Annotated in this window: 21 protein-coding genes and 1 pseudogene; 18 read left to right on the top strand and 4 right to left on the bottom strand. The window is 65.4% G+C overall.

Features of this window, described 5'->3' with window-relative positions; genetic code table 11:
* Nucleotides 1-21: 21 nt before the first annotated feature.
* The 10 genes from ABZW74_RS00480 to ABZW74_RS00435 all read left to right on the top strand — a co-directional run bounded on the left by ABZW74_RS00480 (nt 22) and on the right by ABZW74_RS00435 (nt 12,222).
* Nucleotides 22-2,445, top strand: a complete 2,424-nt coding sequence (locus ABZW74_RS00480) for an NADH-quinone oxidoreductase subunit G (RefSeq protein WP_355272815.1) — start codon at nt 22-24, stop codon at nt 2,443-2,445.
* Nucleotides 2,442-3,740, top strand: coding sequence for an NADH-quinone oxidoreductase subunit NuoH (nuoH, locus tag ABZW74_RS00475; protein WP_355272812.1), 1,299 nt, complete (start codon nt 2,442-2,444; stop codon nt 3,738-3,740). Before ABZW74_RS00480 ends, nuoH begins: the two co-directional genes overlap by 4 nt.
* Complete coding sequence (gene nuoI, locus ABZW74_RS00470; RefSeq protein WP_355272809.1) at nt 3,733-4,272, top strand: NADH-quinone oxidoreductase subunit NuoI; 540 nt, start codon at nt 3,733-3,735, stop codon at nt 4,270-4,272. Before nuoH ends, nuoI begins: the two co-directional genes overlap by 8 nt.
* Complete coding sequence (locus tag ABZW74_RS00465) at nt 4,269-5,042, top strand: NADH-quinone oxidoreductase subunit J (protein ID WP_240856297.1); 774 nt, start codon at nt 4,269-4,271, stop codon at nt 5,040-5,042. Before nuoI ends, ABZW74_RS00465 begins: the two co-directional genes overlap by 4 nt.
* The gene (gene nuoK, locus ABZW74_RS00460; RefSeq protein ID WP_240856298.1) at nt 5,039-5,338 is read left to right on the top strand and encodes an NADH-quinone oxidoreductase subunit NuoK; all 300 of its coding nucleotides are present in this window, start codon (nt 5,039-5,041) and stop codon (nt 5,336-5,338) included. Before ABZW74_RS00465 ends, nuoK begins: the two co-directional genes overlap by 4 nt.
* Before the next feature lie 9 nt (nt 5,339-5,347).
* Complete coding sequence (nuoL, locus tag ABZW74_RS00455) at nt 5,348-7,261, top strand: NADH-quinone oxidoreductase subunit L (RefSeq protein WP_355272805.1); 1,914 nt, start codon at nt 5,348-5,350, stop codon at nt 7,259-7,261.
* The gene (locus ABZW74_RS00450) at nt 7,258-8,868 is read left to right on the top strand and encodes an NADH-quinone oxidoreductase subunit M (RefSeq protein ID WP_355272802.1); all 1,611 of its coding nucleotides are present in this window, start codon (nt 7,258-7,260) and stop codon (nt 8,866-8,868) included. Before nuoL ends, ABZW74_RS00450 begins: the two co-directional genes overlap by 4 nt.
* Nucleotides 8,865-10,595 (top strand): NADH-quinone oxidoreductase subunit NuoN, encoded by a 1,731-nt coding sequence (gene nuoN / locus ABZW74_RS00445; RefSeq protein ID WP_355272799.1) that lies wholly within the window; start codon nt 8,865-8,867, stop codon nt 10,593-10,595. The genes ABZW74_RS00450 and nuoN overlap by 4 nt, the downstream gene beginning before the upstream one ends.
* Before the next feature lie 8 nt (nt 10,596-10,603).
* Entirely contained in the window at nt 10,604-11,554 is a 951-nt protein-coding gene (locus tag ABZW74_RS00440; RefSeq protein WP_355272796.1) for an alpha/beta fold hydrolase, read from the top strand.
* Between the two features lie 161 nt (nt 11,555-11,715).
* A complete protein-coding gene (locus ABZW74_RS00435) occupies nt 11,716-12,222 on the top strand; it encodes a lipoprotein LpqH (protein ID WP_240856303.1) in 507 nt (168 codons plus the stop codon).
* Nucleotides 12,223-12,236: 14 nt separating this feature from the next.
* Here the strand turns inward: ABZW74_RS00435 and ABZW74_RS00430 are convergent, their stop codons facing one another.
* Together ABZW74_RS00430 and ABZW74_RS00425 are read right to left on the bottom strand one after the other, a co-directional pair.
* The gene (locus tag ABZW74_RS00430; protein WP_355272793.1) at nt 12,237-13,877 is read right to left on the bottom strand and encodes a thiamine pyrophosphate-binding protein; all 1,641 of its coding nucleotides are present in this window, start codon (nt 13,875-13,877) and stop codon (nt 12,237-12,239) included.
* Nucleotides 13,878-13,888: 11 nt separating this feature from the next.
* Nucleotides 13,889-14,677, bottom strand: coding sequence for a cyclase family protein (locus ABZW74_RS00425; protein WP_355272790.1), 789 nt, complete (start codon nt 14,675-14,677; stop codon nt 13,889-13,891).
* A gap of 88 nt (nt 14,678-14,765) precedes the next feature.
* Here ABZW74_RS00425 and ABZW74_RS00420 point away from each other — a divergent pair, with 88 nt between their 5' ends.
* From ABZW74_RS00420 to ABZW74_RS00385, 8 genes and pseudogenes are all read left to right on the top strand, one after another.
* Nucleotides 14,766-15,281, top strand: a complete 516-nt coding sequence (locus ABZW74_RS00420) for a GNAT family N-acetyltransferase (protein WP_240856306.1) — start codon at nt 14,766-14,768, stop codon at nt 15,279-15,281.
* 28 nt (nt 15,282-15,309) lie between these two features.
* Nucleotides 15,310-16,101, top strand: a complete 792-nt coding sequence (locus tag ABZW74_RS00415) for an FCD domain-containing protein (protein WP_240856307.1) — start codon at nt 15,310-15,312, stop codon at nt 16,099-16,101.
* A 682-nt stretch (nt 16,102-16,783) separates the two neighbouring features.
* Entirely contained in the window at nt 16,784-17,302 is a 519-nt protein-coding gene (locus ABZW74_RS00410) for a flavin reductase family protein (RefSeq protein ID WP_240857951.1), read from the top strand.
* Nucleotides 17,303-17,342: 40 nt separating this feature from the next.
* On the top strand, nt 17,343-17,918 hold the full coding sequence (locus ABZW74_RS00405) for an acyl-CoA dehydrogenase family protein (protein WP_355272785.1): 576 nt from the start codon (nt 17,343-17,345) through the stop codon (nt 17,916-17,918).
* A 12-nt stretch (nt 17,919-17,930) separates the two neighbouring features.
* Nucleotides 17,931-18,557: an acyl-CoA dehydrogenase family protein gene (locus ABZW74_RS00400; protein ID WP_355272782.1), complete on the top strand. Its 627-nt coding sequence runs from the start codon at nt 17,931-17,933 to the stop codon at nt 18,555-18,557.
* 35 nt (nt 18,558-18,592) lie between these two features.
* Nucleotides 18,593-19,462, top strand: coding sequence for a fumarylacetoacetate hydrolase family protein (locus tag ABZW74_RS00395; protein ID WP_355272779.1), 870 nt, complete (start codon nt 18,593-18,595; stop codon nt 19,460-19,462).
* Between the two features lie 9 nt (nt 19,463-19,471).
* A pseudogene (locus ABZW74_RS00390) lies at nt 19,472-20,394 on the top strand (VOC family protein).
* Between the two features lie 10 nt (nt 20,395-20,404).
* Nucleotides 20,405-22,390, top strand: coding sequence for an acetoacetate--CoA ligase (locus ABZW74_RS00385; protein WP_355272776.1), 1,986 nt, complete (start codon nt 20,405-20,407; stop codon nt 22,388-22,390).
* Here the strand turns inward: ABZW74_RS00385 and ABZW74_RS00380 are convergent.
* Nucleotides 22,367-22,882 (bottom strand): nuclear transport factor 2 family protein, encoded by a 516-nt coding sequence (locus ABZW74_RS00380; protein ID WP_355272773.1) that lies wholly within the window; start codon nt 22,880-22,882, stop codon nt 22,367-22,369. The genes ABZW74_RS00385 and ABZW74_RS00380 overlap by 24 nt on opposite strands.
* A 195-nt stretch (nt 22,883-23,077) precedes the next feature.
* On the bottom strand, nt 23,078-24,760 hold the full coding sequence (locus ABZW74_RS00375; RefSeq protein WP_355272770.1) for an HNH endonuclease: 1,683 nt from the start codon (nt 24,758-24,760) through the stop codon (nt 23,078-23,080).
* Nucleotides 24,761-25,366 lie beyond the last annotated feature (606 nt).

Raw genomic sequence — 25,366 nt, 5'->3', positions numbered from 1 at the left:
CTCCGCGAACGGAGGGCACCGATGACCCTGACCCACGACAACGATCCCGCGACGCAGGCCGAGGCCGACAACCTCGTCGGCATCACCATCGACGGTCAAGAGCTGCGAGTACCGAAGGGCACGTTGATCATTCGTGCGGCCGAGCAGATCGGTATCACGATCCCCCGGTTCTGCGACCACCCGCTACTGGACCCAGTCGGCGCCTGCCGACAGTGCCTGGTGGAGGTCGAGGGACAGCGCAAGCCGCTGGCATCGTGCACGTCGACCGTCGCCGACGGCATGATCATCCACACCCAGCGCAGTTCCGAGGTCGCGGCCGACGCCCAGCGCGGCGTGATGGAACTCCTGCTCATCAACCATCCTCTCGACTGCCCGGTGTGCGACAAGGGCGGGGAGTGCCCGCTCCAAAACCAGGCCATGTCGGCCGGCCGCGCCGAATCGCGATTCGACGGGGTCAAGCGAACTTTCACCAAGCCGGTGCCACTGTCGTCGGAGGTGCTGCTCGACCGCGAACGGTGCGTGCTGTGCGCCCGGTGCACGCGGTTTTCCACTCAGGTGGCCGGTGATCCGCTCATCGAGTTGGCCGATCGCGGTGCGCTGCAACAGGTCAGCATCTACGCCGACGAACCGTTCGACTCCTACTTCTCCGGCAACACCGTGCAGATCTGCCCCGTCGGCGCACTGACCGGGGCCGCCTACCGCTTCCGCGCGCGTCCCTTCGACCTGGTCTCCACGCCGAGCGTGTGCGAGCACTGCGCGAGTGGATGCGCACAGCGCACCGATCATCGTCGCGGAAAAGTGTTGCGCCGCCTCGCCGGCGATGACCCGGACGTGAACTCCGAATGGAACTGCGACAAGGGCCGCTGGGCGTTCACCTACGCGACCGCCGGCGAACGACTCACCGCCCCGATGATCCGGCACCGCGACGGTGAGTTGCGCGAGGTGTCCTGGGCACAGGCACTCGGCGTTGCGGCGCAGGGAATCCGCGACGCCTCGCGCGGCATGGGTGTACTCACCGGCGGACGGCTCACCGTCGAAGATGCATACTCCTACTCCCGATTCGCCCGAACTGTGCTCGGTACCAACGACATCGACCTGCGGGCCCGGCCGCACAGCGCCGAGGAGGCGGCATTCATCTCCGCCACCGTCGCAGGTCACGGGATGGACGTCACCTACGACGACCTCTCGGCAGCACCTGCCGTGCTGTTGGTGGCGTTCGAACCGGAAGAGGAGTCGCCGATCGTCTTCCTCCGCCTGCGGCGAGCGGTGCGGGAGATCGGCCAGCGCGTCTACTCGTTGGCCCCCTACGCAACTCGCGGCCTGCGCAAGCTCGACGGACAAATCCTGCGCACCGTTCCCGGCGCCGAGGCAGAGAACTTGACAACGCAGGCCGTCGCCGACGCGCTGTCGCAGCCAGGATCGGTGATCCTCGTCGGCGAACGCCTGGCCTCATCCCCCGGGGCCCTGACCGCCGCCCGGGAGCTCGCACGGACGACGGGAGCTTCGCTCGCGTGGATACCCCGACGCGCGGGGGAACGCGGCTCGATCGAGGTGGGCGCCCTGCCCGGCCTCTTACCCGGCGGACGACCGGTCACCGACGCCGACGCGCGCGCCGAGATGAGCCGCGCGTGGAGTGTGCGCGACCTGCCATCCCATTCGGGTCGAGATACCGCAGGAATGCTGGAGGCCGCTCAGTATCACGGGCTTTCGCTCCTTGTCGGCGGCGTCGATCTCGGCGACCTGCCCGATCCGGCCGATGCGGAGTCCGCGCTCGCCGCGTCGCCGTTCGTCATCAGCCTCGAGCAGCGGCCCAGCTCGGTCACCCGCCACGCAGACGTGGTGTTTCCGGTGGCGACGGTCGCCGAGAAATCCGGCACGTTCGTCGATTGGGAAGGCCGACCACGCGGATTCACCGCTGCCCTCCTCGATTCCGGACGTCTTGCCGACCATCGGGTGCTCGACGCGCTCGGCCGACGGCTCGGCGTCGACATCCGTTGTGACACAACCGACACAATTCATCTCGACCTCGGTCGCATAGGAGTGTGGTCGGGCACTCGCCCTACCACGGATGCCCCGACTCCCGACACCGTCGAAAGTCCGTCGCCCCGAACGCCCCTTGCGGGTCAAGCAGTCTTGGCAACCTGGCACCAGCTTCTCGACCAAGGACGTCTGCAGGACGGCGAGCCGCATCTGGCCGGCACCGCGCGCACGCCCGTCGCCCGACTGTCGCAAACCACGGCCGCCGAAGCGGGGGTCACCGCCGGCGCGCTGCTCCGGGTCAGCACCGTCGACGGGGCGGTGGTGCTGCCCGCCGAGATCACCGACATGCCCGACCGCGTCGTCTGGCTCCCGACGAACTCACCTGGATCGCAGGTATATTCGAGCCTGCGCGCCCAGTCGGGTGATCTGGTGGCCCTGGCCCCCGACACAGGGAGCGGATCATGACACCGCAGGCGGCCGACTTCCCCACGCTTGCCGACTTCGGCCACGATCCGTGGTGGCTGATCGTCATCAAGGCGGTGGCGGTATTCGGCTTCCTGGTGGCCAACCCGCTGGTGGCCATCCTTCTCGAACGCAAGATCATGGCGCGCATGCAGTCTCGGATCGGCCCCAACCGCGTCGGCCCGCGCGGTCTGCTGCAGAGCCTCGCCGACGGCGTGAAACTCGCGCTCAAGGAAGGCATCATCCCCAGCGGAGTCGACAAGATCATCTATCTGCTGGCCCCCATCATCGCGGTCGTTCCGGCGGTGATGGCGTTCGCGGTGATCCCGTTCGGCCCCATGGTGTCGGTGTTCGGGCATCAGACCCCGTTGCAGCTCACCGACTTACCGGTCGGCGTCCTCTACGTGTTGGCCGTGACGTCCATTGGGGTGTACGGCATCGTGCTGGCGGGCTGGTCGTCGGGCTCCACGTATCCGCTGCTGGGCGGCCTGCGCTCCACCGCCCAGGTGATCTCCTACGAGATCGCCATGGGCCTGACCTTTGCCGCGGTCTTCCTCGACGCCACCACGATGTCGACGTCGGGCATCGTGGCCGCCCAACAGGATCACTGGTACGTGCTGCTGTTGCTGCCGTCGTTCGTGATCTACGCGATCTCGATGGTCGGCGAAACCAACCGCGCGCCATTCGATCTCCCCGAAGCCGAGGGTGAACTGGTGGGCGGCTTCCACACCGAGTACTCGTCGCTCAAGTTCGCCATGTTCATGCTCGCCGAATACATCAACATGGTGACCGTGTCGGCGTTGGCCACCACGATGTTCCTCGGCGGGTGGCAGGCACCCTGGCCGCTGAGCGTCTTCGACTGGGCCAATTCCGGCTGGTGGCCGATCCTGTGGTTCACCGCCAAGGTGTGGGTGTTCATGTTCGTGTTCATCTGGCTGCGCACCAGCCTCCCCCGCCTGCGCTACGACCAGTTCATGAACCTCGGCTGGAAGGTGCTCATCCCAATCTCGCTGACCTGGGTGATGGTGGTCGCGCTCATCCGGGCGGCCACGGAAGGCAGCGACGATCTCATGCGGGCGCTGATTTCCGCGGGCGCGGGCATCGTCGTCACCGCACTCATCGGCTACGCCATCTGGCGGTCCATGCGTCTGCCCAAGGAGCCCGACGACGCCGAGCAGCCGGGCAAGCCGTTCGACGCCATGGCCGGCGGATTCCCGGTGCCCCCACTCCCCAGCCAGCGGATAGATGGGCCGAAGATCTCACCGCCACAACGCAGCAAGGAGAAGACCGATGCCTGATTTCCTCAAGCCGGTCAGCGGAATGGGGGTGACCTTCGGCGGTATGTTCACCCCGACGATCACCGAGCAGTATCCCGAGGAGAAGACACCCACCGCACCCCGCTATCACGGTCGCCACCAGCTCAACCGGCATCCCGACGGGCTCGAGAAGTGCATCGGCTGCGAGCTCTGCGCGTGGGCGTGCCCGGCCGACGCGATCTACGTCGAGGGCGCCGACAACACCGAGGACGAGCGCTACTCTCCCGGTGAACGATACGGCCGCGTTTACCAGATCAACTACCTGCGCTGCATCGGGTGCGGACTGTGCATCGAGGCCTGCCCCACCCGGGCGCTGACCATGACCAACGACTACGAACTCGCCGACGACAACCGGGCCGACCTCATCTACGAGAAGGACCGGTTGCTGGCACCCATGCCACCCGACGCACAGGCACCGCCACACGACATGGCACCCGGCTCGACCGAAGAGAACTATTACCGCGGCGAGGTCACCCCCGACGGTCAGGTGAAGCCTCGGGAGACCTCGACATGACCACCGAGATCAGCACAGGGCCAACACTGCTCGCGGCCGAGCTCACCCGCACGTCGACGGGCGAAGCGGTGCAGTTCTGGATCCTCGGCGCGGTGGCGGTGCTCGGCGCGCTCGGTGTGGTGTTCGCCACCAAGGCCGTATACTCCGCCATCTTCCTCGCGACCACCATGATCATCCTCGCCATCTTCTATGTCGCGCAGGGCGCGCTGTTCCTCGGTGTGGTGCAGGTGGTGGTCTACACCGGCGCGGTCATGATGCTCTTCTTGTTCGTGCTCATGCTGATCGGCGTCGACTCGTCGGACTCACTCACCGAAACCCTTCGGGGACAACGGGTTGCAGCGGCGATCATCGGACTCGGCTTCGGAATCCTCCTCATCGCCGGCATCGGCACCGCGAGCGTCGCCGCGTTCGCCGGTGCCCCGGCACCCGGCGGGTCGAGCACCGCAAGTGACGGTAACGTCGAAGCCATCGCGGAACTGATCTTCGTGCAATACCTCTGGGCCTTCGAACTGACCGGCGCGCTGCTCATCACGGCCACGCTCGGGGCGATGGTGCTCGCCCATCGTGAACGGTTCGGTCCCAAGATGAGCCAGCGCGAGATCTCCAAGGCCCGTTTTAGGGCCGGCGTCGACCTCACTCCGCTCCCGAGTCCCGGCGTCTACGCGCGACACAACGCCGTCGACACCCCGGCCCGCCTGCCCGACGGCTCACCGTCGGCGCTGTCGGTCAATGCCACGCTCGTACAGCGCGAGAGCGAGGTGCGCGAGTGAATCCGGAGAACTACCTCTACCTCTCGGCGCTGCTGTTCACCATCGGTGCTGCGGGAGTGTTGTTACGGCGCAACGCGATCGTCGTCTTCATGTGCGTCGAGCTGATGCTCAACGCGGCGAATCTCTCTTTCGTGACGTTCGCGCGTATGCACGGATCGTATGACGGTCAGGTGATCGCGTTCTTCACGATGGTGGTGGCCGCGGCCGAAGTCGTTGTCGGACTCGCGATCATCATGACCATCTTCCGGGCACGACGATCGGCCTCGGTCGACGACGCAGATCTGCTGAAGCGCTAAGGAGGCTCGGTGACCATCGATCAGACGGCGTCCCTGCTCTGGTTGCTTCCCGGTTTGCCGTTGGTCGGTGCCGTCGTGCTCCTGATCTCGGGCCGGGCGTCGGACCGCTGGGGTCACCTCCTCGGCACGGCGCTCGCCGTCGCGTCGTTTGTGCTCGGCCTGGTCATGTTCGTCGGGATGGTGTCGCGGTCGGCCGACGAGCGTGCAGTCACCGAGACGCTGTTCACGTGGGTCCCCGTCGGGGAGCTCAACGTGGACTTCGGTTTTCAGCTCGACCAGCTGTCGATGTGCTTCGTACTCCTGATCACCGGCGTCGGTTCACTGATCCACGTGTATTCGATCGGCTACATGCACGACGACCCCGACCGACGCCGATTCTTCGCCTACCTCAACCTGTTTCTCGCCGCGATGCTCGTCCTCGTGCTGGCCGACAACTACCTCGGCCTCTATCTCGGCTGGGAGGGTGTGGGTCTGGCGTCGTATCTGCTGATCGGGTTCTGGCAGTACAAGCCGTCGGCGGCGACCGCAGCCAAGAAGGCGTTCGTGGTCAACCGCGTCGGCGACATCGGGCTGGCCATCGGCCTGATGATCATGTTCGCGACCTTCGGCGCGGTGTCGTTCACCGCCGTGTTCGACGGTGCGGGTCAGGCGGGCGAATCGACGCTCACCGCATTGGGATTCATGCTCCTGCTCGCCGCCTGCGGTAAATCGGCCCAGGTGCCTCTGCAGTCCTGGCTGGGTGATGCCATGGAGGGCCCGACGCCGGTGTCGGCGTTGATCCACGCCGCCACCATGGTCACCGCGGGCGTCTACCTCATCGTGCGGTCCGGCCCCATCTTCGATCTCGCCCCGCACGCGCAGGTCGGGGTGGTGGTCGTCGGAGCGGTCACGCTGCTGTTCGGTGCGATCATCGGTTGCGCCAAGGACGACATCAAGAAGGCCCTCGCCGCGTCGACGATGAGTCAGATCGGCTACATGGTTCTCGCCGCCGGCCTGGGTCCGGCCGGCTACGCCTTCGCCATCATGCATCTGTTGACCCACGGATTCTTCAAGGCCGGACTGTTTCTCGGCGCCGGATCGGTGATGCACGGCATGAACGACGAGACCGACATGCGACGGTACGGCGCTCTGCGCACTCTCATGCCGATCACGTTCGTCACCTTCGGCATCGGCTACCTGGCCATCATCGGCGTACCGCCGTTCGCCGGGTTCTACTCCAAGGACCACATCATCGAGGTGGCGTTCGGCGCGGGCGGCACCAAGGGGTTGCTGCTCGGTGGGGCCGCACTGCTCGGAGCGGGCATCACCGCCTTCTACATGACCCGAGTGATGATCCTGACCTTCTTCGGCGAGAAGCGTTGGCACGACGGAACCGACGCGCCGGCGCCGCACCCGCACGAGTCGCCGTCGGTGATGACCGCCCCGATGATCCTCATCGCGATCGGTTCGGTGGCGTCGGGCTTCTTCCTCGCTTTCGGTGGGGCGCTGCAGACGTGGCTTGAGCCAGTAGTGGGCGAGCATCACGACGAGCTCGCGATCCCGGTGTGGGCGATGACAGCCATCATCCTGGTGGTGGTCGCGATCGGCGTCGCAATTGCGTGGCGCCAGTACGCCACTCGTCCGGTGCTGGAGGTCGCACCCGACGACGTCTCGGCGCTCACCGTCGCGGCCCGCCGCGACCTCTATGGTGATGCCGCCAACGAGGCCCTGCTGATGCGGCCCGGGCAGCGCGTCACCGCCGGATTGGTACAACTCGAGGACGAGGGGATCGACGGGGCCACCACAGGTATCGGCGCCACGATCTCCGGGCTGTCCGTGCGAATACGTGGCTGGCAGAGCGGGTACGTGCGCTCCTACGCGTTGTCGATGTTCGCCGGTGCCGCGGTGATCACGGCGCTGGTGATGGTGGTGAATGTGCTGTGAACACACCGTGGTTGACCATCCTGTGGCTCGCGCCGGCGATCGGTGCGGTCATCGTGCTCGCCGTGCCGAATCGCCAACCGCAGGTCGCCAAGGGCATCGCCCTCGGTGTCACCGTCGGGGTGCTGGTGCTCGCCGTCGGGCTCGCCGTCGGCTTCGACCCGAACGGCACGCGGTACCAGTTCGTCGAAGACCACAGCTGGATACCGGCTTTCGGCACCCGGTACGCGCTCGGTCTCGATGGGATCGGACTTGCCCTGGTCCTGCTCACCGCGGCGCTGCTGCCGTTGCTGGTCCTCGCGGGGTGGCGCGACGCCGACGATTCCGGCTCGCTCGACGACGCCGGCGGACGACCGCAGAAGGGGCCGCACACCTACTTCGCTCTCACCCTCGCGGTGGAGGCGATGGTGCTGATGAGCTTTGTCGCCCTCGACATCCTGCTCTTCTACATCTTCTTCGAGGCGATGCTGATCCCGATGTACTTCCTCATCGGCGGCTTCGGCAACGGTCCGCGCAGATCTGCGGCAGCAGTGAAGTTCTTGCTGTACAACCTATTTGGTGGCCTGATCATGCTGGCCGCGGTCATCGGCCTGTATGTGGTGACCGTGCAGAACGACGTGGGCGCCGACGGGGCCGGCACCTTCTCGCTTCGCACCATCGCCGACGCGGTGTCGTCGGGAACCATCGACGGCGACACCGGACTGGCCAAACTGCTGTTCCTCGGGTTCATGTTCGCGTTCGCAGTCAAGGCACCGCTGTGGCCCTTCCACTCCTGGTTGCCCGACGCAGCCGTCGCCGCCACACCCGCGAGTGCCGTGCTGATGATGGCGGTCGTCGACAAGGTCGGCACCTTCGCGATGCTCCGCTACTGCCTCCAGCTGTTCCCTGACGCCGCACAGTATTTCGCGCCGTTCATCTGCGTGCTGGCGGTCATCGGGATCATCTACGGCGCCGTCCTGGCCATCGGACAGACCGATGTGATGCGATTGATCGCCTACACGTCGATCTCCCATTTCGGTTTCATCATCCTGGGCATCTTCGCGATGACCAGTCAGGGTCAGACCGGTTCGACGCTCTACATGGTGAACCACGGTCTCTCGACGGCGGCGCTGTTCCTGATCGCGGGCTTCTTGGTGTCTCGTCGCGGCAGCCGTCTGATCGCGGATTACGGTGGCGTCCAAAAGGTGGCACCAGTCCTGGCGGGCACCTTCCTCGTCGCCGGACTCGCGACCCTGTCCCTCCCTGGGCTCGCACCGTTCATCAGCGAATTTCTGGTGCTGATCGGCACGTTCACCCGATATCCGGTCGCCGCGATCTTCGCCTGTGCCGCACTGGTGATCTCGGCCATCTACATACTCTGGACCTACCAGCGGATGATGGGTGGGCCACCGAAACTCTCCGATGTTCGCGCGTCGTCGATGCGCGATCTCGTGGGACGTGAACTGGCCGTGGTGGTTCCGCTGATCGCTCTGCTCATCGCGCTCGGGGTGTATCCCAAACCGCTGCTCGACATCGTCGACCCTGCGGTCGGCCACACCCTGACCACCGTCGGCGTGCACGACCCGGCGCCGGCCGTGGCCGACTCGGCAGACCAGGGAGGACCACGATGACCACACCGGCTTCACCGCTGGCGGCGATCACTCCTCCGGACGTCCAATACGCTTCCCTCTCACCGATGCTCATCGTTTTCGGGGTCGCCGTGGTGGGAGTGCTGGTCGAGGCCTTCGCATCGCGGCGCCTCCGCTACCCGGTGCAGGTGGGTCTGTCACTCGGCGGTCTGGTTGCCGCTCTTGTCGCCGTGATCACGGTCTCGGTGACGAGAATCGGCGCGGGCAACGGCGAATTCGCGGTGTCCGGCGCGGTCGTGATCGACCGACCGGCCATCTACCTCCAGGGGTTGCTGCTGCTCGTTGCCTTCTTCGGGATCGCGTTCATGGCCGAACGCAGACTCGAGCGCGTCGTCGCGCCTGCCGCCATGGTTGCGGTGAGCGGCGGCTCGGGCACCGACGCCGACATGTTCACGCCTTCCGGCGCCTCGGTGCCCAACACCGATGCCGAGTTCGAGGCCACCCGCGCGGGCGCGGTGACCACCGAGGTCTTTCCGCTGGCGATGCTCGCTGTCGGCGGCATGATGCTGTTCCCCGCGTGCGGTGACCTGCTCACGATGTTCATCGCCCTCGAGGTGTTCTCGCTTCCCCTGTACCTGATGTGCGGTCTGGCGCGTCGGCGACGACTGATCTCGCAGGAGGCATCACTCAAATACTTTCTGCTGGGCGCCTTCTCGTCGGCCTTCTTCCTGTTCGGGGCCGCCTTCGCCTACGGGGCCACCGGATCGCTGAACCTGTCGGTCATCGGTGAATCCCTCACCGCCACCAGCGCTTCCGACGGCGACACCACCTTCGCGCTGATCGGCCTCGGCATGCTGGCGGTCGGACTGCTGTTCAAGGTCGGTGCGGTGCCGTTCCACGCGTGGATACCCGACGTCTACCAGGGCGCGCCGACGCCGGTGACGGCATTCATGGCCGCGGCCACCAAGATCGCCGCATTCGGGGCGTTGCTGCGGGTGTTCTACGTCGCCTTCGGTGAACTGCACGAGCAATGGGAACCGGCGATGTGGGCGGTCGCAATCGCGACGATGCTCGTCGGCGCGGTGATGGCGGTGACGCAGACCGACGTGAAACGTATGCTCGCGTATTCGTCGATCACCCACGCCGGATTCATCTTGCTCGGCGTGATCGCGTTCGACGACGCGGGTCTCGCGGCGACGATGTTCTACCTTGCCGCCTACGGCTTCTCGACCCTGGGTGCATTCGCCACCGTCGCGGTGGTCCGGGAGCCCGACACCACCGCCGCCGACAACCCCACATCCCTGCGCGCGGCTGTCGGCCAGGCAACCACCGCCGGCCGCACGAAACCGTCACGTAGCCCGCACCTCTCGGGTCGCGAAGCGACCGACCTGTCGCAGTGGGCAGGCCTCGGCCGACGCTATCCGCTTGTCGGCGCGATGTTCTCGATGTTCCTGCTCGCATTTGCCGGCATACCGCTGACGAGCGGGTTCATCGCGAAGTTCGACGTGTTCGCCGCGGCAGCCGGCAGCGGGGGTGGAGTGCTGGTGGTGATCGGCGTGATCAGCAGTGCCATCGCCGCCTACTTCTACGTGCGGATCATCGTGGCGATGTTCTTCCGCGACGTCCCCGTCGACGCACCCCACGTCGTCAAGCCGAGTATTTTCACCACGTCCGGCATCGCGGTTTGTACCGTCGCGACGATCGCGCTCGGGGTCTTTCCCCAGCCGTTGCTCGACCTCACCGAGTCCGCCGCAACCTTCCTTCATTGAGGTCTGCCATGCGAAAGCTCATCACCATCCTTGCCGTGGTTCTCGGGCTGTCGATCCCCGCCGCACTTGCGTCTGCGGCACCAGGTGCCGGCCCTCAGGGCCCACCGCCACCGGTGGTCTACAACTTCCTTCAGGGGTCGCTCAACCATCTCGCCGACCCCGACCGCTCACCACCGGGCACCAATGATTGGTCGTGCAAACCCAGTGCGCGCCATCCACACCCGGTCGTGCTGGTGCACGGAGGATTCGCGAGCCAGCAAACCGACTGGGCCGTCTACGGGCCGGCGCTGAGGGCAGCCGGCTACTGCGTCTTCACCTTCACATGGGGAGCCAATCCGGCATTCCCGAAGCCGTTCAACGCGATTGCCGGGATGTCGTCGGTGCCCGCCGGGGCGGCGGCTGTCTCCCGGTTCGTCGATCGAGTCCGCCGCACCACCGGGTCGCCGACCGTCGACATCGTCACTCATTCCCTCGGCGGCCTGGTAACCGCTTATTACGTCAAGGTCATCGGCGGCGCTGCGCACGTGGACAAGGTCGTCAACATCGCCGCCATCCTGCAAGGGGTCAACTGGCCGAGCAACCTCGTCTACCTCAATCCGCTGATCACCCGCCAGAACTGCGGGATGTGCTACGAGGTGTACGCCGATTCGGCGGTCGTGCAACGCATCAATGCCGGCGGTTCGCCCTACACGCGCCCGGTGACCTACACCAACATCGTGACCCGCTACGACGAGATGGCCACGCCGTACACCAGCGGTATCCCGCCGCCTCGTCCTGGACAGCGGGTGACGAACATCGTCGTGCAGGATTCGTGTTCGCGCGACTACTCCGATCACATGGCCATCGCCGGTTCGCGAAGAACGACGATCATCGTCATGAACGCCCTTGATCCGGCCCATCGACAGCGGGTCCCCTGCGAAGTGGTGCTTCCGTTCACCGGCATGAGCCCCGGCCGCTGACGCGATCGGCAACTGAGTCAACTGAGTCAACTGAGTCAACTGACCAGCAAACAGCGCTGCACGGCAAGATAATTCGCGACGGTCGCGGAACCAGTTCACCATGGCGAAGTGTGGTGGCGCCCATTCGGACATCGCCGCCAGTGTGACCTACCATATGCGGCGTGGGTAGGTCGGGGATCCAGGGTTTGCGGTTGTGGCATGGCGTCAGCGTCGTCGTGACGCTCGTTGCGGCGGCCACACTGATCACAGGGTGTTCGTCGGCGGCGACGGTCGGCACAGCCAGTACCGACTCCACTCCGGTTGCCATCGACATGCCCGAGTTCGCTCAAGTGTGGGTTGAGGGACAGCCGATTCCGGGCCTCGACGAGACGAACCTGTGGTGTACGCGCAGTAGCCGTTCGTCGACGTTCGCATTGACGGGCACCGCGACCTCCGATGGCGAGACCGTCTTCTCCGCTGATCTGACCAACACCCAGCATCCGCGGTTGGTCAAGACCGTCTTCGAGATCGACGGCGTTCGCTACGTCACGGATCCCACCCGAAGCCGCGGCAGCGCCGAGGTGGAGATCAACGGTGACAAGATCACCGTCACCGGGGTGGCCGTGGACGCCGAAACGAGGACGACCAGCAAGGCCTACCAGGCCGAGTTCAGCTGTTATCAGGAGTAATACGCACGACGCGCTCAGTGCCCGGCAAATGCTTCCGCCAGCCACCAGGAGCCGCCGTCGCTGGTGATCTTCGCATCGATCACCAGCGGCCGCGGCGCCCCGGACGAGATGATCTCGCCGAGGGCATCACGGACCTTGTCGAGGTCGTCGGCAGTTCGCACCGTCACTCCGGTGGCGCCGAAACCCCGTGCAATGGCGGCGATGTCGGTATCCGGGAAGGTCACCGTCGCCATGTCGGCACCTTCGAAGTGATGCACCTCCGCACCATAGGCAGAGTCGTTGTAGACGATCACGACGAGCGGGAGACCGATGCGAACCGCGGTGTCGAGATCGGCGATGGCCATCAGGAAGCCGCCATCGCCGGTACCGAGGACCGGCAGTCTGCCCGGTTGCGCGAGACCTGCGCCGATCGCGGTGCCGAGTCCGAGCCCGATGGACTGAAAGGCCTGGGTGAAGCAGAATCCGTTCTCGTCGGGCACCGCCAAATGCGTTGCGGGATAACCCATGAAGTTGCCCGAATCGATAGACACCACACGCTCGGCCGGCAGCATTTCGTCGAGTGCGATGGACAGTGCGCGCGGATCGATCCGGTCGGCGGTGGAGGAGTCGTCGACCGGAACATCCTGCCAGCGTGAGTTTTCCGCAATCCGGGCGGCCACCTCGGAAGTGCGGTAGCCCTGCCTCGTTTCGGCCAGTCCGGCGAGCGCGTCGCGAGCTGTCGCGGCACAGTCGCCGAGGACTCCGAGGTGTATCGGCCGGTGAGCACCGAGCGCGTCGACGTCGTCATCGATCTGTACGACGATGGTGTCGGGACCGATCAGACGACCGTGGCGCATCGTCCACATGTTCAACGCGCACCCCCATCCGACGATGAGGTCGGCGCCCGCTATGAGGTCCGCAGAGGTCGGCGAGGCGAATCCGCCCGAAATACCCAGCGAGAACTCTTCACCCTCAAACAGGCCGTTCGCGACCGCCGATGTCGCGAGGAGCGCGCCAGATGTTGCTGCCAGCCGGGCGATCTCGCGTCCGGCACCACGGCCACCGCGTCCGGCCACGAACACCGGACGCTGGGCTTTGTTCAGTGCGGCAACAAGTTTCGCGAGCAACTCCGGGTCGGGCCGAACCGCACTGGACGTGGTGTCGGCACTCACGGGGCCGGAATGCGTCGCCGGACCTGCTGCCACGTCAATGGCCACATTGAGGACGACTGTGCGTCGTTGAGTGACCGCCGTGCGGTACGCGCGCGTGACGTCGGCCACCACCGTCGAGGCCGAGTAGACCCGGTCGCTGATCGCGCCGACCGCGCGCACCATCGCGTCCTGGTCGACCCGGAAGTTCGACCGCAGCGTGGCCGCCGGGCTGTCCGCGGTGAGCACGATCATCGGCGTGCGACTCTTGGCCGCCTCGGCGATGCCGGTCATCGCGTTGGTCAGCCCGCAACCCTGATGCACAGACAGCAGTCCGACCCGTCCCGACATGCGCGAGAAACCGTCGGCCATCATCGCGGCACCACCCTCGTGCCGGGCGGCGGTGAACGGGACACCGCCGCGTCGTAGGGCGTTGGTCATGACGAAGTTGCCGCTGCCCACCACACCGAAGGCGTGGCCGACGCCGAGATCGGCGAGGACCTCGCCCACCACGTCGCCGACAGTCATGTCGGCGGCCGTCATTCGGGTGTGCCGTCGACAACCGCCAGGACTCGAGACGGGCTGCCCGTTCCGCCGACGATGGGCAACGGCGTGACGATCAGCATCGCACCCGTGGTCGGAAGTTCATTCAGATTGCGGAGCGATGTGATGCCGTACTTGTCGTGGCCGAGGAAGTGGTGATGCACCGGGAAAGCGGGATCGAATCCGCCTGCCAGCCCGGCGTCGACGCCGACGGTCTCCACGCCGATGCCGGTGATATCACGCTCGGCAGCAAGCCATTTGGCGCATTCTGCGTCGACGCCGGGCGTGTGCGATCCGGTCTCGTCGGCGTTGAGGAAAGCTTCCTGGGAGTGCCCCTTGGACTCCCATCCGGTGCGCAGCAGGAGCCAGTCGCCGGCGCCGAGCGGGCGGTGCTCGTTCTCCCACGTCTGCACGTCGGCGATGGTGAGCAGATGGTCCGGGTTGTCGTCGACCTGAGCCGTGAGGTCGAGGACCGCGGCGCTCCCGATGAGTCGCTGGACCGGGATCTGCGAGACATCGTCACCGTCGCGGCCGGTGATCCAGTGCACGGGTGCGTCGAGGTGGGTCCCGATGTGTTCGCCGGTGTGAATGTTGTTGTGCCGCCAGAAGGGTCCCGGCTCGTTGTAGGCACTGACCTCTTCCAGACTGAAGTCGATGAGGTTGGCGAACGGTGGTGGCAGTCGCAACGCCGGTGTCGAGGCGCTCAGGGGTGTGGTGAGGTCGACGACGCGCAATGTTCGGCTGGTGATCGCGTCGACGAATCCGGCGATGTCGGGGCTGGTCATGATCGGTCTCCGCTCACACGTCGATGTTGGGCTCCAACTCATCATGCCTGTTACGTTCTGATCGCCACCTCTGGACAGGAGATCTCGCATGGACATCCGCGATGCGACCGAGCCCGATCTCGAGACGATCACCGCGATCTACAACGACGCCGTCGAGAACACCACGGCGATCTGGAACGAGCGACTCGTCGACGTCGACAATCGCCGGAAGTGGCTCGCCGATCGTCGTCAAGCGGGTTACCCGGTGATCGTGGCGGTCGACGGCGACGAGGTGCTCGGCTACGCCACGTTCGGCGACTATCGCCCGTTCGACGGCTATCGGCACACCGTCGAACACTCGGTTTATGTGCAGTCCGATCAGCGCGGCCGCGGAATCGGCAAGACGTTGATGGTCGAGCTGATCGAGCGTGCGCGTGCGCTCGGTAAGCACGTGATGATCGCCGGGATCGATGCGAGCAATACGGGATCGATCCACCTACACGAACGGCTCGGATTCGTGAATGTGGGTGTGCTCGAGCAGGTCGGTGCCAAGTTCGGACGGTGGCTCGACCTCGCGTTTCTGCAGCTCACGCTCGACGATCGCGAGGCCCCTGCACCTCAATGATCATGATTGATTCGGCTACCATCGGTTCGTGTCCACCGACGCCCCAGATCAAGTTCCGCCCGACATCCCGGCCTACACGCCGGACCTGTGGCGGCGCCCGATCAGCCTGCCCGGCACGGTGTCGATCGGCTTGTCTCGTGCCGAGTACGCAGCCAACCAGATAGCGCGCCTGGCCGCCGGAGCTCCCGCCGGCGAACGAATCGGCAGCAAGGACGAGATCCGGCAGGTATGCGGCGTCTCGGTCGGCACGGTGAACGAGGCGATCAAGTTGGCGCAGGAGCGCGGCGTCATCACCTCGCGCCCAGGTCCGGGCGGCGGGATCTTTGCCGCCAACCCATCACCCCTGTCACGGATGAACGGCTGGTTCCGCGCAGCCCCGGCGGATGGGTCGGCACTTGGCGAGTCGATCCAGATCCGGGACGCGCTGGCTCCCCTCTTGGTGGCGGAAGTGCTTGCGGCCATTGATGATCGAGATCTTCGCGAACTGCGCGCGCGAGTCGATGACTTGCGTCGCACGCGCGCGGAGAACGACCTCTCCGGATTCGTGTGGGCGGCGTGGCACGTGCACGAGTACTTCGCCGGAATCGGCAGCAGTCAGCTTCTCAACAGCCTCTACCTCAGCATCATGGACGTCGGCACCTCGCATCTGCGCGCCCATCTCGACGCCGCCGACAACCAGGTGCCGGTCTTCCTTGGCGGCCTTGCCGATGTGGTCGAGTCCCTCGTCGATGCCCTGGGCGCCGGTGATGCCGACGCCGCGGTCGACGCTCTCCGTCGCACCGATCCGACGATGATCCTCCGGGCGGACAGCTCCACCTGAATCGACAGGTCAGGTGGAGCCCAGCAGACCTGGAGGAACCTACCGCTGAACCGAAGAGTTGGTAACCAATCCCGCTGAGCTGGGTAAATCGCATCGCGCCCGGCCCGCAGAAAAACTAGGGGACGAACTTCTTCCGTGGGTTTCATAGTCGTCCCCTAGAAAGTTGTAGGGGAGGACACCAAGGCCCGGGGAAGAAGTTTCTTCCCCCACTTTTTGTGCCGGATTGGGTCCACGATCGCCGCCGTGGCGGCGGGTGGGGCGCTGGCTCGAAGGCCTGCTGAACTGCGGATATGCGAGCGGTTCCGGATGGCGTCGGCTGCCGGAAACTAGTTCCTCCCCTACGCATGGGCGGCCATGTCACCGTTCGCCGAGGCGGCGCTACGGCGTGTTGTGATCTCAGATACCGCACGTCTGGTCAGAAACCCGATGTGCACCAAGGTTTCTGGCTACAAGTGCGGCTTCTACCGCGCAACCACACTTCCCACTTCCTCGAGCGGGAGTGTCCTCCCGCCATTGGTCGTAGTACGTCGACAAGAGCCCCAGGTCACGGCGGCTCGAAGAAATAACCATGATCAATATGCCGATTCCTCTTGACAAGTGATGCCGGTCACCCTCAGTCTGTGATCCAAGCAATTAATCATGTTTATTTGCTCCAATCTTATGTCGACGTGGAGGTGCGGCAATGCACGACCAACAGTTCCGAAACCTGATGGCAGGGGTGTGTGCACCGGTCACAGTGGTCACGACCGCCGACGACGACGGCCCGCACGGCGCAACCGTCAGCTCGCTGGCGTCGCTGTCGCTACGACCCGCTCTCCTCTCCATCGCGCTCGATCGCCGATCGAGTCTGCTGTCACGCATCATCGCCACCGAACGATTCGGCGTGAACGTGCTCAACTCCACACAGGACGACATCGCGATGACCTTCGCGTCACGTGACCTGGATCGATTCGGCACGACGCCGTGGTCGCCGTCGAACGGGCTACCCCGGATCGACGCTGTCGCCGGATGGGCCGCCTGCGAGCTCTGGCAGACCATCGAGGCCGGCGACCACCTGCTGCTCATCGGCTCGGTGACCCACGCCGCGTCCGAGCAGCGTCCCCCACTTGTCTACGGCCACCGAACCTTTGGTACCCATTCCCGGTTTGCCACCCGCCCGCGGACCGCGATTGTCGACCAAATCGTCGCCTGCGCAAGCTGACCAACCCAGTCCCAGTCCCCACCCTCAGAAGGAGAACCCCATGACCATCACCACCACCAGTCCGGCAACGGTGGATCACACCGTCCCAGCCGACGCCGAACTCGTTGCCCGCGCGCGGGAACTCCGTCCGCTCCTGGCGGCGAATGCCGCTCAGGGAGAAAAGGATCGGCGAGTCGTCGAAGAGAGCATCCAGGCTCTCACCGACGCCGGACTGTTCCGCATCTCCGTACCCAAACGCTACGGCGGCTACGAGACCTCCATGCGCACGATGCTCGACATCTCGGCGGCAGTCGCTGAAGCCGACGGTGGCACCGCGTGGGTCGTCACGCTCACCAACGTGTGCAACTGGCTTGTCGGACTCATGTCACAGCAGGCGCAGGACGAGGTCTTCGGCGCCGACCCCGACGCCAAGGTGTCCGGTGTGCTCGCTCCCACCGCCGAAACCCGAAAGGTCGACGGCGGATACCGGGTGACCGGCAAGTGGTATTACAACTCCGGCTCACACCATTGCACGTGGGCGGTCATGGGCATTCCCATCACCGATGCCGACGGCAACGTCGTCGACCAGGGCTGCGCGCTGATCCCCCGCTCCGACATGGGCTTCGAGGACACGTAGTTCGTCGCGGGCATGCGATCGTCGGGAAGTAACTGCCTCATCGCCGATGACGTCTTCGTGCCGGACCATCGCGTGATCAGCGTCCCGCCGGCGATCGGCGGTCACTACGCCACACCCCACAAGGACGAGGTTCTGTATCGGTCTGCGCTGATCCCAGTCCTTGCTCTCGTACTCGTCGGGCCGCAACTCGGAATGGGCCGTGCGGCACTCGATTTCGTGATCGCCAAGGCGCCCAAGAAACCGATCTCCTATACCTTCTTCACCTCGCAACAGGAGTCCACTGCGTTCCAGTTGCAGATTGCCGAGGCCGCGCGGCTCATCGACACCGCCCAGCTGCACGCATACCGGGCTGCCGCCGACATCGACGAGGCTGCCGCACGAGGCGAGTATCCGGACTATCTTATCCGGGCGCGCGTCCGGTCGGACACCGGATATGTGGCCGACTGCGTGACCCGCGCCATCGACATCCTGCTGTCGGCGCACGGCGCGGGTTCGTTCGCCGAAGTGAGTCCTCTGCAACGAATCTGGCGCGACTCGGCGGTCGCGGCCCGGCACGCGATCGTCTCACCAGCGGTCAGCTACGAGCTGTACGGCAAAGCCTTGCTCGGCGTCGAAGACCCGATCACCCCGATGGTCTGACGGCCACACATTCAGAAGACCAAGGAGCACAACACATGCGAATCGCCAATCACAACCAACGCGCAACGCTGATCCTCGGTGAGTCCGGGGCCGAGGTCGGCGTCGACATCTTCGACGCGTCGGGAGGCCGCTTCGGTCCGGACCTCGATCTCGTCTACGGGGGCTGGAATGAATTCATCAGCTGGGCAGTCGCTTTCGACACATCTGCCGCGGACGGATCACCGGTCGATCGAGCACTTCTGGGCGCTCCGTCACCACGGCCACGTCAAGTGTTCGCCGTCGGATTGAACTACGACGATCACGCCGCCGAATCGGGATTCGAGTCGCCGACACATCTGCCGCCCGTGTTCACCAAGTACATCTCCAGTTTCTCCGGACCCGATACCACGGTCACCATTCCCGAAGGCGGTGCCGTCGACTGGGAAGTCGAGCTTGTCGTGGTCATCGGACGCGAGGCCACCGGGATCGACGCCGACGACGCGTGGAGGTACGTCGCCGGGCTCACCGCCGGACAGGACATCTCCGAGCGGATCACCCAGACACGCGGACCCGCACCACAGTTCGGGCTGGGGAAGTCCTATCCCGGATTCTCCCCGCAGGGTCCGTGGCTCGTCACCCCCGATGAGTTCGCCGATCCGGACGACCTTGAACTCGGTTGCGCCGTCGACGGGGAGGAAATGCAAAAGGGACGCACTCGCGATCTCATCTTCCCCGTTCCTCGGTTGATCGCCGAATTGTCCCGCAACGTCACCCTCCACCCGGGCGACGTGATCTTCACCGGAACTCCGGCCGGCGTCGGCGCGGGTCGAGAACCCAAGCGGTTCCTCGCACCCGGCGAACGACTCGACAGCTGGATCACCGGAATCGGTGAACTGCATCAGACCTTCATCTCTGCTCCCCAGTAAGGACCTGCCATGACCCTGCATCGCCTCGCGTCGGTCACCATGGGCGTACCCAACGTCGCCCAGACTGCCGCCTACTACACAGAATTCGGGCTCACCCCACAGGCCGACGGATGGTTCTCGACCACCGACGGCGGACGTCAACTCCGCATCATCGAGACGCCAACCCGGCGGCTGGTCGCCCTCACCGTCGGCGCCGACCACCCCGACGATCTCGGACGCATCGCACACAACCTGACACAACTCGACATCCCCTTCGAGCGGACGACGAACAGCATCTCGGCGATCGAAGCCGCCACCGATCTGCATGTCACCGTCGAGGTTCAAGCGCGCATCACCCAAGCCCGCGTGGCGGCGACCCCGTACAACGGGCCTGGTCGCCTCGGCGCGAGACCTGCCGCGCCCCGGGGGTGCTGCGGACGGCCGCGGTCCGACCCCGCAAGCTCGGACACGCGGTGATCGGAAGCACCGATCATGCAGTCACGCAACGCTTCTTCACCCACGGCCTGGGTTTCAAGGTCAGTGACGAAGTACCGGGCCTGGCGGCCTTCCTGCGGTGCTCCACCGATCACCACAACGTTCTCGTGCAGCAGGCTCCGGTCAACTTCCTCCATCACACGTCGTGGCAGGTCGATGATGTCGACGAGGTCGGACGCGGCGCCATGAGCATGCTGGAAGCCGATCCCGGACGCCATGTGTGGGGTCTCGGTCGGCACTACGCCGGCTCCAACTTCTTCTGGTACCTCAAGGACCCGGCGGGAAACTTCAGCGAGTACTACTCCGACATGGATTCGATCGTCGACGACCAGCTATGGACCCCAGAAGTGGTCGAAGGTGCCAAGGGACTGTTCAGCTGGGGTCCCCCACCTCCGCCGTCGTTCCTGGCCCCGGAGGATCTGGCCGCCCTGATGACCGGCGCGCACAGCGCCGCCTGAGGGACAGCCGATGACTGTCGACATCACACCGGCCGAAGCGATCTGGACGCCCGACGTTGCGGCGTCGGCGGTGAGCCAACTCGCCCGGTTCACCAGCCGTGTCGAGAAGCGTACCGGTGAGCGCTATCCGACTTACCGGGAGCTGTGGCGGTGGTCGGTCGACCATCCCGCCGATTTCTGGACAGCGGTGGTGGATCATTTCGACGTTCTGATCGACGATGCGCCGGCAAACGTGTTGCCGGACCGCACGATGCCGGGCGCGCGGTGGTTTCCTGGTGCGCGGATCAACTACGCGGAGCATGCCCTCCGACTCCGGGGTGACGACACGGCAGTCATCGCGCTCGGCGAAACGGGAGACACCACTGAGGTGTCCTGGAATGTGTTGCGCGGCATGGTCGGCGCTGTGCAGCGCTGGCTGGTCGAGCACGGTGTGCGACGCGGCGACCGAGTCGTCGGCTACCTCCCGAACACTCTCCACGCGGTGGTCGGCATGCTGGCCACAACGGGACTCGGCGCGATCTGGTCGGCGTGTGGGCAGGACTATGGCGCCGCGGGCGCGCTTGCCCGGTTGGGGCAGTTGGAACCGAAGGTGCTCATCGCCGCCGACGGCTATCGGTGGAATGGCAAGGTACACAGCCGATGTGGAATGGTCGAGACGATTCGGTCGTCGATGCCCGAACTCGTTGCGACACTGGGCGTTTCCGCTATCGGTGATTCGCGGTTCGGCGTCGGCGTCACCGGCTGGGACGACGTGGTCGCACACCCCGCCGAACCAGAGTTCGTCCGCGTAGAGTTCAACGATCCTCTGTGGGCGCTGTTTTCGTCAGGTACCACCGGAGCACCCAAGGGCATCGTCCACTCGCACGGCGGCGTGGTCGTCGACCACCTCCGACTTCTGGGCTTGCACAACGACCTCGGTCGCGGAGACCGGTTCTTCTGGTACACGACGACGAACTGGATGATGTGGAACATGGTGACGTCCGGGCTGTTGACCGGTGCGGCCATCGTTCTCTATGACGGGAGTCCAGTATTCCCAGGGCCACAACGGCTATGGGAGATCGCGTCGGACCACCGAGTCACGGTGCTCGGCGTCAGCCCCGGCTATCTGGCGGCCTCCGAGAAGGCCGGGCTGAGTCCGGCGTGCGACCTCGACCTGTCCCGGTTGCGTACGATCGGCAGCACCGGTGCACCCCTTCCCGCTCAGAGTTACCAGTGGGTGCGGGATCATGTGGGCACGCACATACAGCTGGCATCGACAAGCGGCGGCACCGACGTCGTGAGCGGCTTCGCCGGTTGTGCACCCAACACCCCGGTCTGGGCCGGCGAGATCTCGGCACCACTCTTGGGAGTGGACCTGCAAGCATGGAATAGCCAGGGGTACAGTGTAATTGGCGAGGTTGGCGAGCTGGTGATCGCAACACCGATGCCGTCGATGCCGGTGTCCTTCTGGAACGATCCGACGGGCCAACGCTATCGCGACGCCTACTTCGACACCTTCCCCGGAGTATGGCGGCACGGCGACTGGATCACCGTCACCGAGCGTGGTTCGGTGATCATTTCCGGGCGCTCTGATGCGACTCTGAACCGACAAGGCGTCCGGCTCGGTAGTGCGGACATCTACGACGTCGTCGATGCGCTGCCCGAGATCCGTGAATCATTGGTGGTGGGCGTTGAGCTCGACGACGACCGTTACTGGTTGCCGTTGTTCGTCGTGCTAGCCGACCACGTCACCCTCGACGACGATCTGCGTGCTCGGATCGCTGGGGCCATCGGTATCGGCGCGTCACCACGTCATGTCCCGGACGACATCATCGCTGTCCCGGCCATTCCGCACACCCGGACGGGCAAGAAGCTGGAGGTGCCGGTGAAACGGCTGATCCAGGGCAAGCCGCTGCAGCAGGTCATCGGTGTCGACACTGTCGACGATCCCGAGTCTCTCGCCTACTTCTCGCGTTTCGTGGATGGCGGCCGATCAGGTGCTCAGCGGCGGCGCTGAGAAGTGTCCCGGGATGATCTGCGCGTCACCCAACGAACGCTTGATCGCCCAGTGCTCGGTGAACCGGCAGACCGACATCTTCCACACGCCATCCTCGACGACGTATTCGTCGTCATAGTCTCCGGTCATGATGGTCTCGGTGGCCTCGACGGTGTTGACCTGCCGGAAGCGCAGACTCCAGGTTCCGCGGGCGCTGGTGTCGTCGAGGATGGTGATCTCGGGATGCATGCCGTGGTGCATGTCGTAGACGACGAACTTGCCGTCGATCCGCGCGAGCGCCACCTTCTCGAAGATCCGGGCCATCGGCTCGGCGTCGTCAAAGCCGCCGAGGCGACCGTAGTCGATCCGTGCTCCCGACCTGATGAAGCAGGATCGAAACCCTTTGGGATCCTTGGTGTCACATGCGCGCCAATAGCGGTACTTCAGCTGCGTGATCGCCTCGACGTGCTCCAATCGCTGTAGCCGGCGGGCCAGGTCATCGGTTGAGGGCATCGTCGCCTCCAGGTTGCTCGGAATGTGCATCCACCATATGCACCACCGAGCCGATCCCCCGCTGGTCGATCTCGACACGGTGCCTCGGTTTCGAGACGGGTCGCGCTCGCAGGCTCGCTCTCGAAACCAGGCGTCGTGTCGAGACCGCCTGGTGAGCCGACCATGTCAGCACCCACCAGCCACCACCCACCCCCCTCACCGCGGGTAGGTCCGATGTTGTTGCCCGGTCATCGGATTCGTCCACAGGATGCTCCGATCGGTGAAACTACCCCGTCGCTTCGCTCGCCCCGGACACATCACCGGTATCCACAACCCGAAATGCTTGCGATGGTGATCGGGGGTGCACAACGGTGCGAGGTTGAAGTGCACGGTCCAGCCACCGGCCTCGGGGTCGGCATGGTTGAACTTCACCGGATGATCGATCTCGCATTCCGACGCAGGTTTGGCGCAGAACGGATACCGACACGTCCGATCCGTGGCCAACACTGTCGCCCGTTCACTGGCTGACGGCCGGTAGGTGGTGGCCCCGCGGGGTGGTGTGGTGTGTCCGCCGTGCCCACTCGGGTCGATGGGTGGGGCGGGTCGGCGTTCCCCGATGATCAACCCCGACCACGCCGGTCGGATGCCGGTCTCGGGCAGCTCGATCTGCTTACCGACGCCCTGCTCGGCGATCTGAGCGGCGTGCGCGGGGTCGATGGCCCCGTACCCATCCAGATACGGGACCTCGACACCGGTGGGGTCGGTAATCACCGTCACCGACGGCACCGGGTCCCGTAGCGCCCCACCTGAGGGCTCGTCGTCCGTCTCGCCGGCCTCCTCCGCCGCGTCGGGTTGCTCTGCAGCGTCGGGTTGCTCTGCAGCGTCGGGTTGCTCTGCAGCGTCGGGTTGCTCTGCAGTGTCGGGTTGCTCTGCGGTGGCGTCGTCCTCTACCGGGTCGCGGTCGTCGGTGTGCGACTCGCACTCCGGTTCCGGTGTGTTCGCCGGTGCTGCTTCGGGTTCCGCGTCGTCCGATTCTGGTTCCGGGGCGGGTCCATCGGGTTCCGGGGCGGGTCCTTCGGGTTCTACGTCGGCCGGGTCGGTGGGTGCGTCGGGTGGTGCGGGTTGCACGGTGGGGCAGTCCTGGCGCCCGCATTCACAGGTCAGTCGGGCGCCGGGCAGGCCGTGGAGTTCGGCCAACGCCGCCACCCGCCGACGACCCAGGGTGCGCGGATCGTGGCGGCACACCCGCGCCCCGATCAACTGCGCGAGACGTGCGCGCAGGAATTCGCCGTGCTCAGCGGGCACCGTCGCATCAATCGACGAGTGCCCGTGCGCATCATCCCGCACGATCACGTTCTGGTGGCGGTCGGCGAAATCCTCCCGCGCATCCGCAGCGGCATCGGGGTCGAGAGTGATGATCAACTCCGCCAACTGCGACCGCAACGTCTTGTCCAGGGTCGGGCGCGCCGCCAACTCCAGGGCGAGTGGCTCCACCTCCACCCGCAGCGACTCGCCCAAGATCTCGAGGGCTCGGGTGATCACCAATGCCCGCGATGTCGCCAGATCACCGTCGAGGTAGGCCAACCGCACCCGGTCCATACCGGCCAGCGCGATACCGAGTTCGATCCAGCGGTGTGCGGTCGAGCGGGACACCCCGACCCGTAGGGATACTTCTCCGACGGCAGCTTTCTCGGCTGATACCGGGTCGGCGCGGTGGGGGTCGGGGTCGGCCAGCATGTCGTCGTAGACGCCGGCACCGATCTTGTGGGCCAGCAGCACGGTGCGGGCTTCGGCGCGACGGGTGTGGCGTAGTTCGCGCATCGCGTGGTGTTCCAACCCGAGTGTGGAGGCAGCGCGAATCGCCGCGTCATCGGCCTCGGGATCGGTGAAGGTGAACACGCGCAGTGCCTTTCACGGGCGAGCAGGAACAGGGACCTGTCGTCATCAGCACTGTCATCAAAGAAACCGCGCAGTCATGTCATCAACTGAGAACAGACTATCGGGAGGGTCTGACAAGAATCGTCGCGCTCGAGTTGGCGCTGGTCACCGACACTCTCGGATCACCGGGGTGGTCTCGACACGACGCCTCGCCCAGGGGCTCGGAGTCGGCTCGACCAGCGTAAGCGGATCGGTGAAGGTGAACACGCGCAGCGCCTTTCGAGCGACAAGGGTCAACAAACCGTCGTCATCAGCACTGTCATCAAAGAAATCGCGCAGTCATGTCATCAACTGAGAACAGACTATCGGGAGGGTCTGACAAGAATCGTCGCGCTCGAGTTGGCGCTGGTCACCGACACTCTCGGGTCACCGGGGTGGTCTCGACACGGCGCCTCGCCCAGGGACTCGGAGTCGGCTCGACCAGCGTAAGCGGATCGGTGAAGGTGAACACGCGCAGTGCCTTTCGGGCGACAAGGGTCAAGGAGCCGTCGTCATCAGCACTGACATCACAAGGGGTGGAGACTGTCATCTCGGTGAACTACGAACACACTATCGGGAGGGTCTGAC

This window comes from Gordonia sp. NPDC003585 (assembly GCF_040610755.1).
Lineage (GTDB): Bacteria > Actinomycetota > Actinomycetes > Mycobacteriales > Mycobacteriaceae > Gordonia.
Note: the sequence above shows the minus strand (reverse complement) of the source record. Positions and strands in the feature narration are given on the sequence as shown.

What these genes read in the sequence shown, in the direction of transcription:
- ABZW74_RS00380 (WP_355272773.1), bottom strand. Translation starts at nt 22,882, where the DNA reads ATGCCCTCAACCGATGACCTGGCCCGCCGGCTACAGCGATTGGAGCAC.
- nuoI (WP_355272809.1), top strand. Translation starts at nt 3,733, where the DNA reads ATGCCTGATTTCCTCAAGCCGGTCAGCGGAATGGGGGTGACCTTCGGC.
- nuoN (WP_355272799.1), top strand. Translation starts at nt 8,865, where the DNA reads ATGACCACACCGGCTTCACCGCTGGCGGCGATCACTCCTCCGGACGTC.
- ABZW74_RS00425 (WP_355272790.1), bottom strand. Translation starts at nt 14,677, where the DNA reads ATGACCAGCCCCGACATCGCCGGATTCGTCGACGCGATCACCAGCCGA.
- ABZW74_RS00405 (WP_355272785.1), top strand. Translation starts at nt 17,343, where the DNA reads ATGACCATCACCACCACCAGTCCGGCAACGGTGGATCACACCGTCCCA.
- ABZW74_RS00465 (WP_240856297.1), top strand. Translation starts at nt 4,269, where the DNA reads ATGACCACCGAGATCAGCACAGGGCCAACACTGCTCGCGGCCGAGCTC.
- ABZW74_RS00420 (WP_240856306.1), top strand. Translation starts at nt 14,766, where the DNA reads ATGGACATCCGCGATGCGACCGAGCCCGATCTCGAGACGATCACCGCG.
- ABZW74_RS00385 (WP_355272776.1), top strand. Translation starts at nt 20,405, where the DNA reads ATGACTGTCGACATCACACCGGCCGAAGCGATCTGGACGCCCGACGTT.
- ABZW74_RS00430 (WP_355272793.1), bottom strand. Translation starts at nt 13,877, where the DNA reads ATGACTGTCGGCGACGTGGTGGGCGAGGTCCTCGCCGATCTCGGCGTC.
- ABZW74_RS00395 (WP_355272779.1), top strand. Translation starts at nt 18,593, where the DNA reads ATGCGAATCGCCAATCACAACCAACGCGCAACGCTGATCCTCGGTGAG.
- ABZW74_RS00410 (WP_240857951.1), top strand. Translation starts at nt 16,784, where the DNA reads ATGCACGACCAACAGTTCCGAAACCTGATGGCAGGGGTGTGTGCACCG.
- ABZW74_RS00480 (WP_355272815.1), top strand. Translation starts at nt 22, where the DNA reads ATGACCCTGACCCACGACAACGATCCCGCGACGCAGGCCGAGGCCGAC.
- nuoH (WP_355272812.1), top strand. Translation starts at nt 2,442, where the DNA reads ATGACACCGCAGGCGGCCGACTTCCCCACGCTTGCCGACTTCGGCCAC.
- ABZW74_RS00400 (WP_355272782.1), top strand. Translation starts at nt 17,931, where the DNA reads ATGCGATCGTCGGGAAGTAACTGCCTCATCGCCGATGACGTCTTCGTG.
- ABZW74_RS00440 (WP_355272796.1), top strand. Translation starts at nt 10,604, where the DNA reads ATGCGAAAGCTCATCACCATCCTTGCCGTGGTTCTCGGGCTGTCGATC.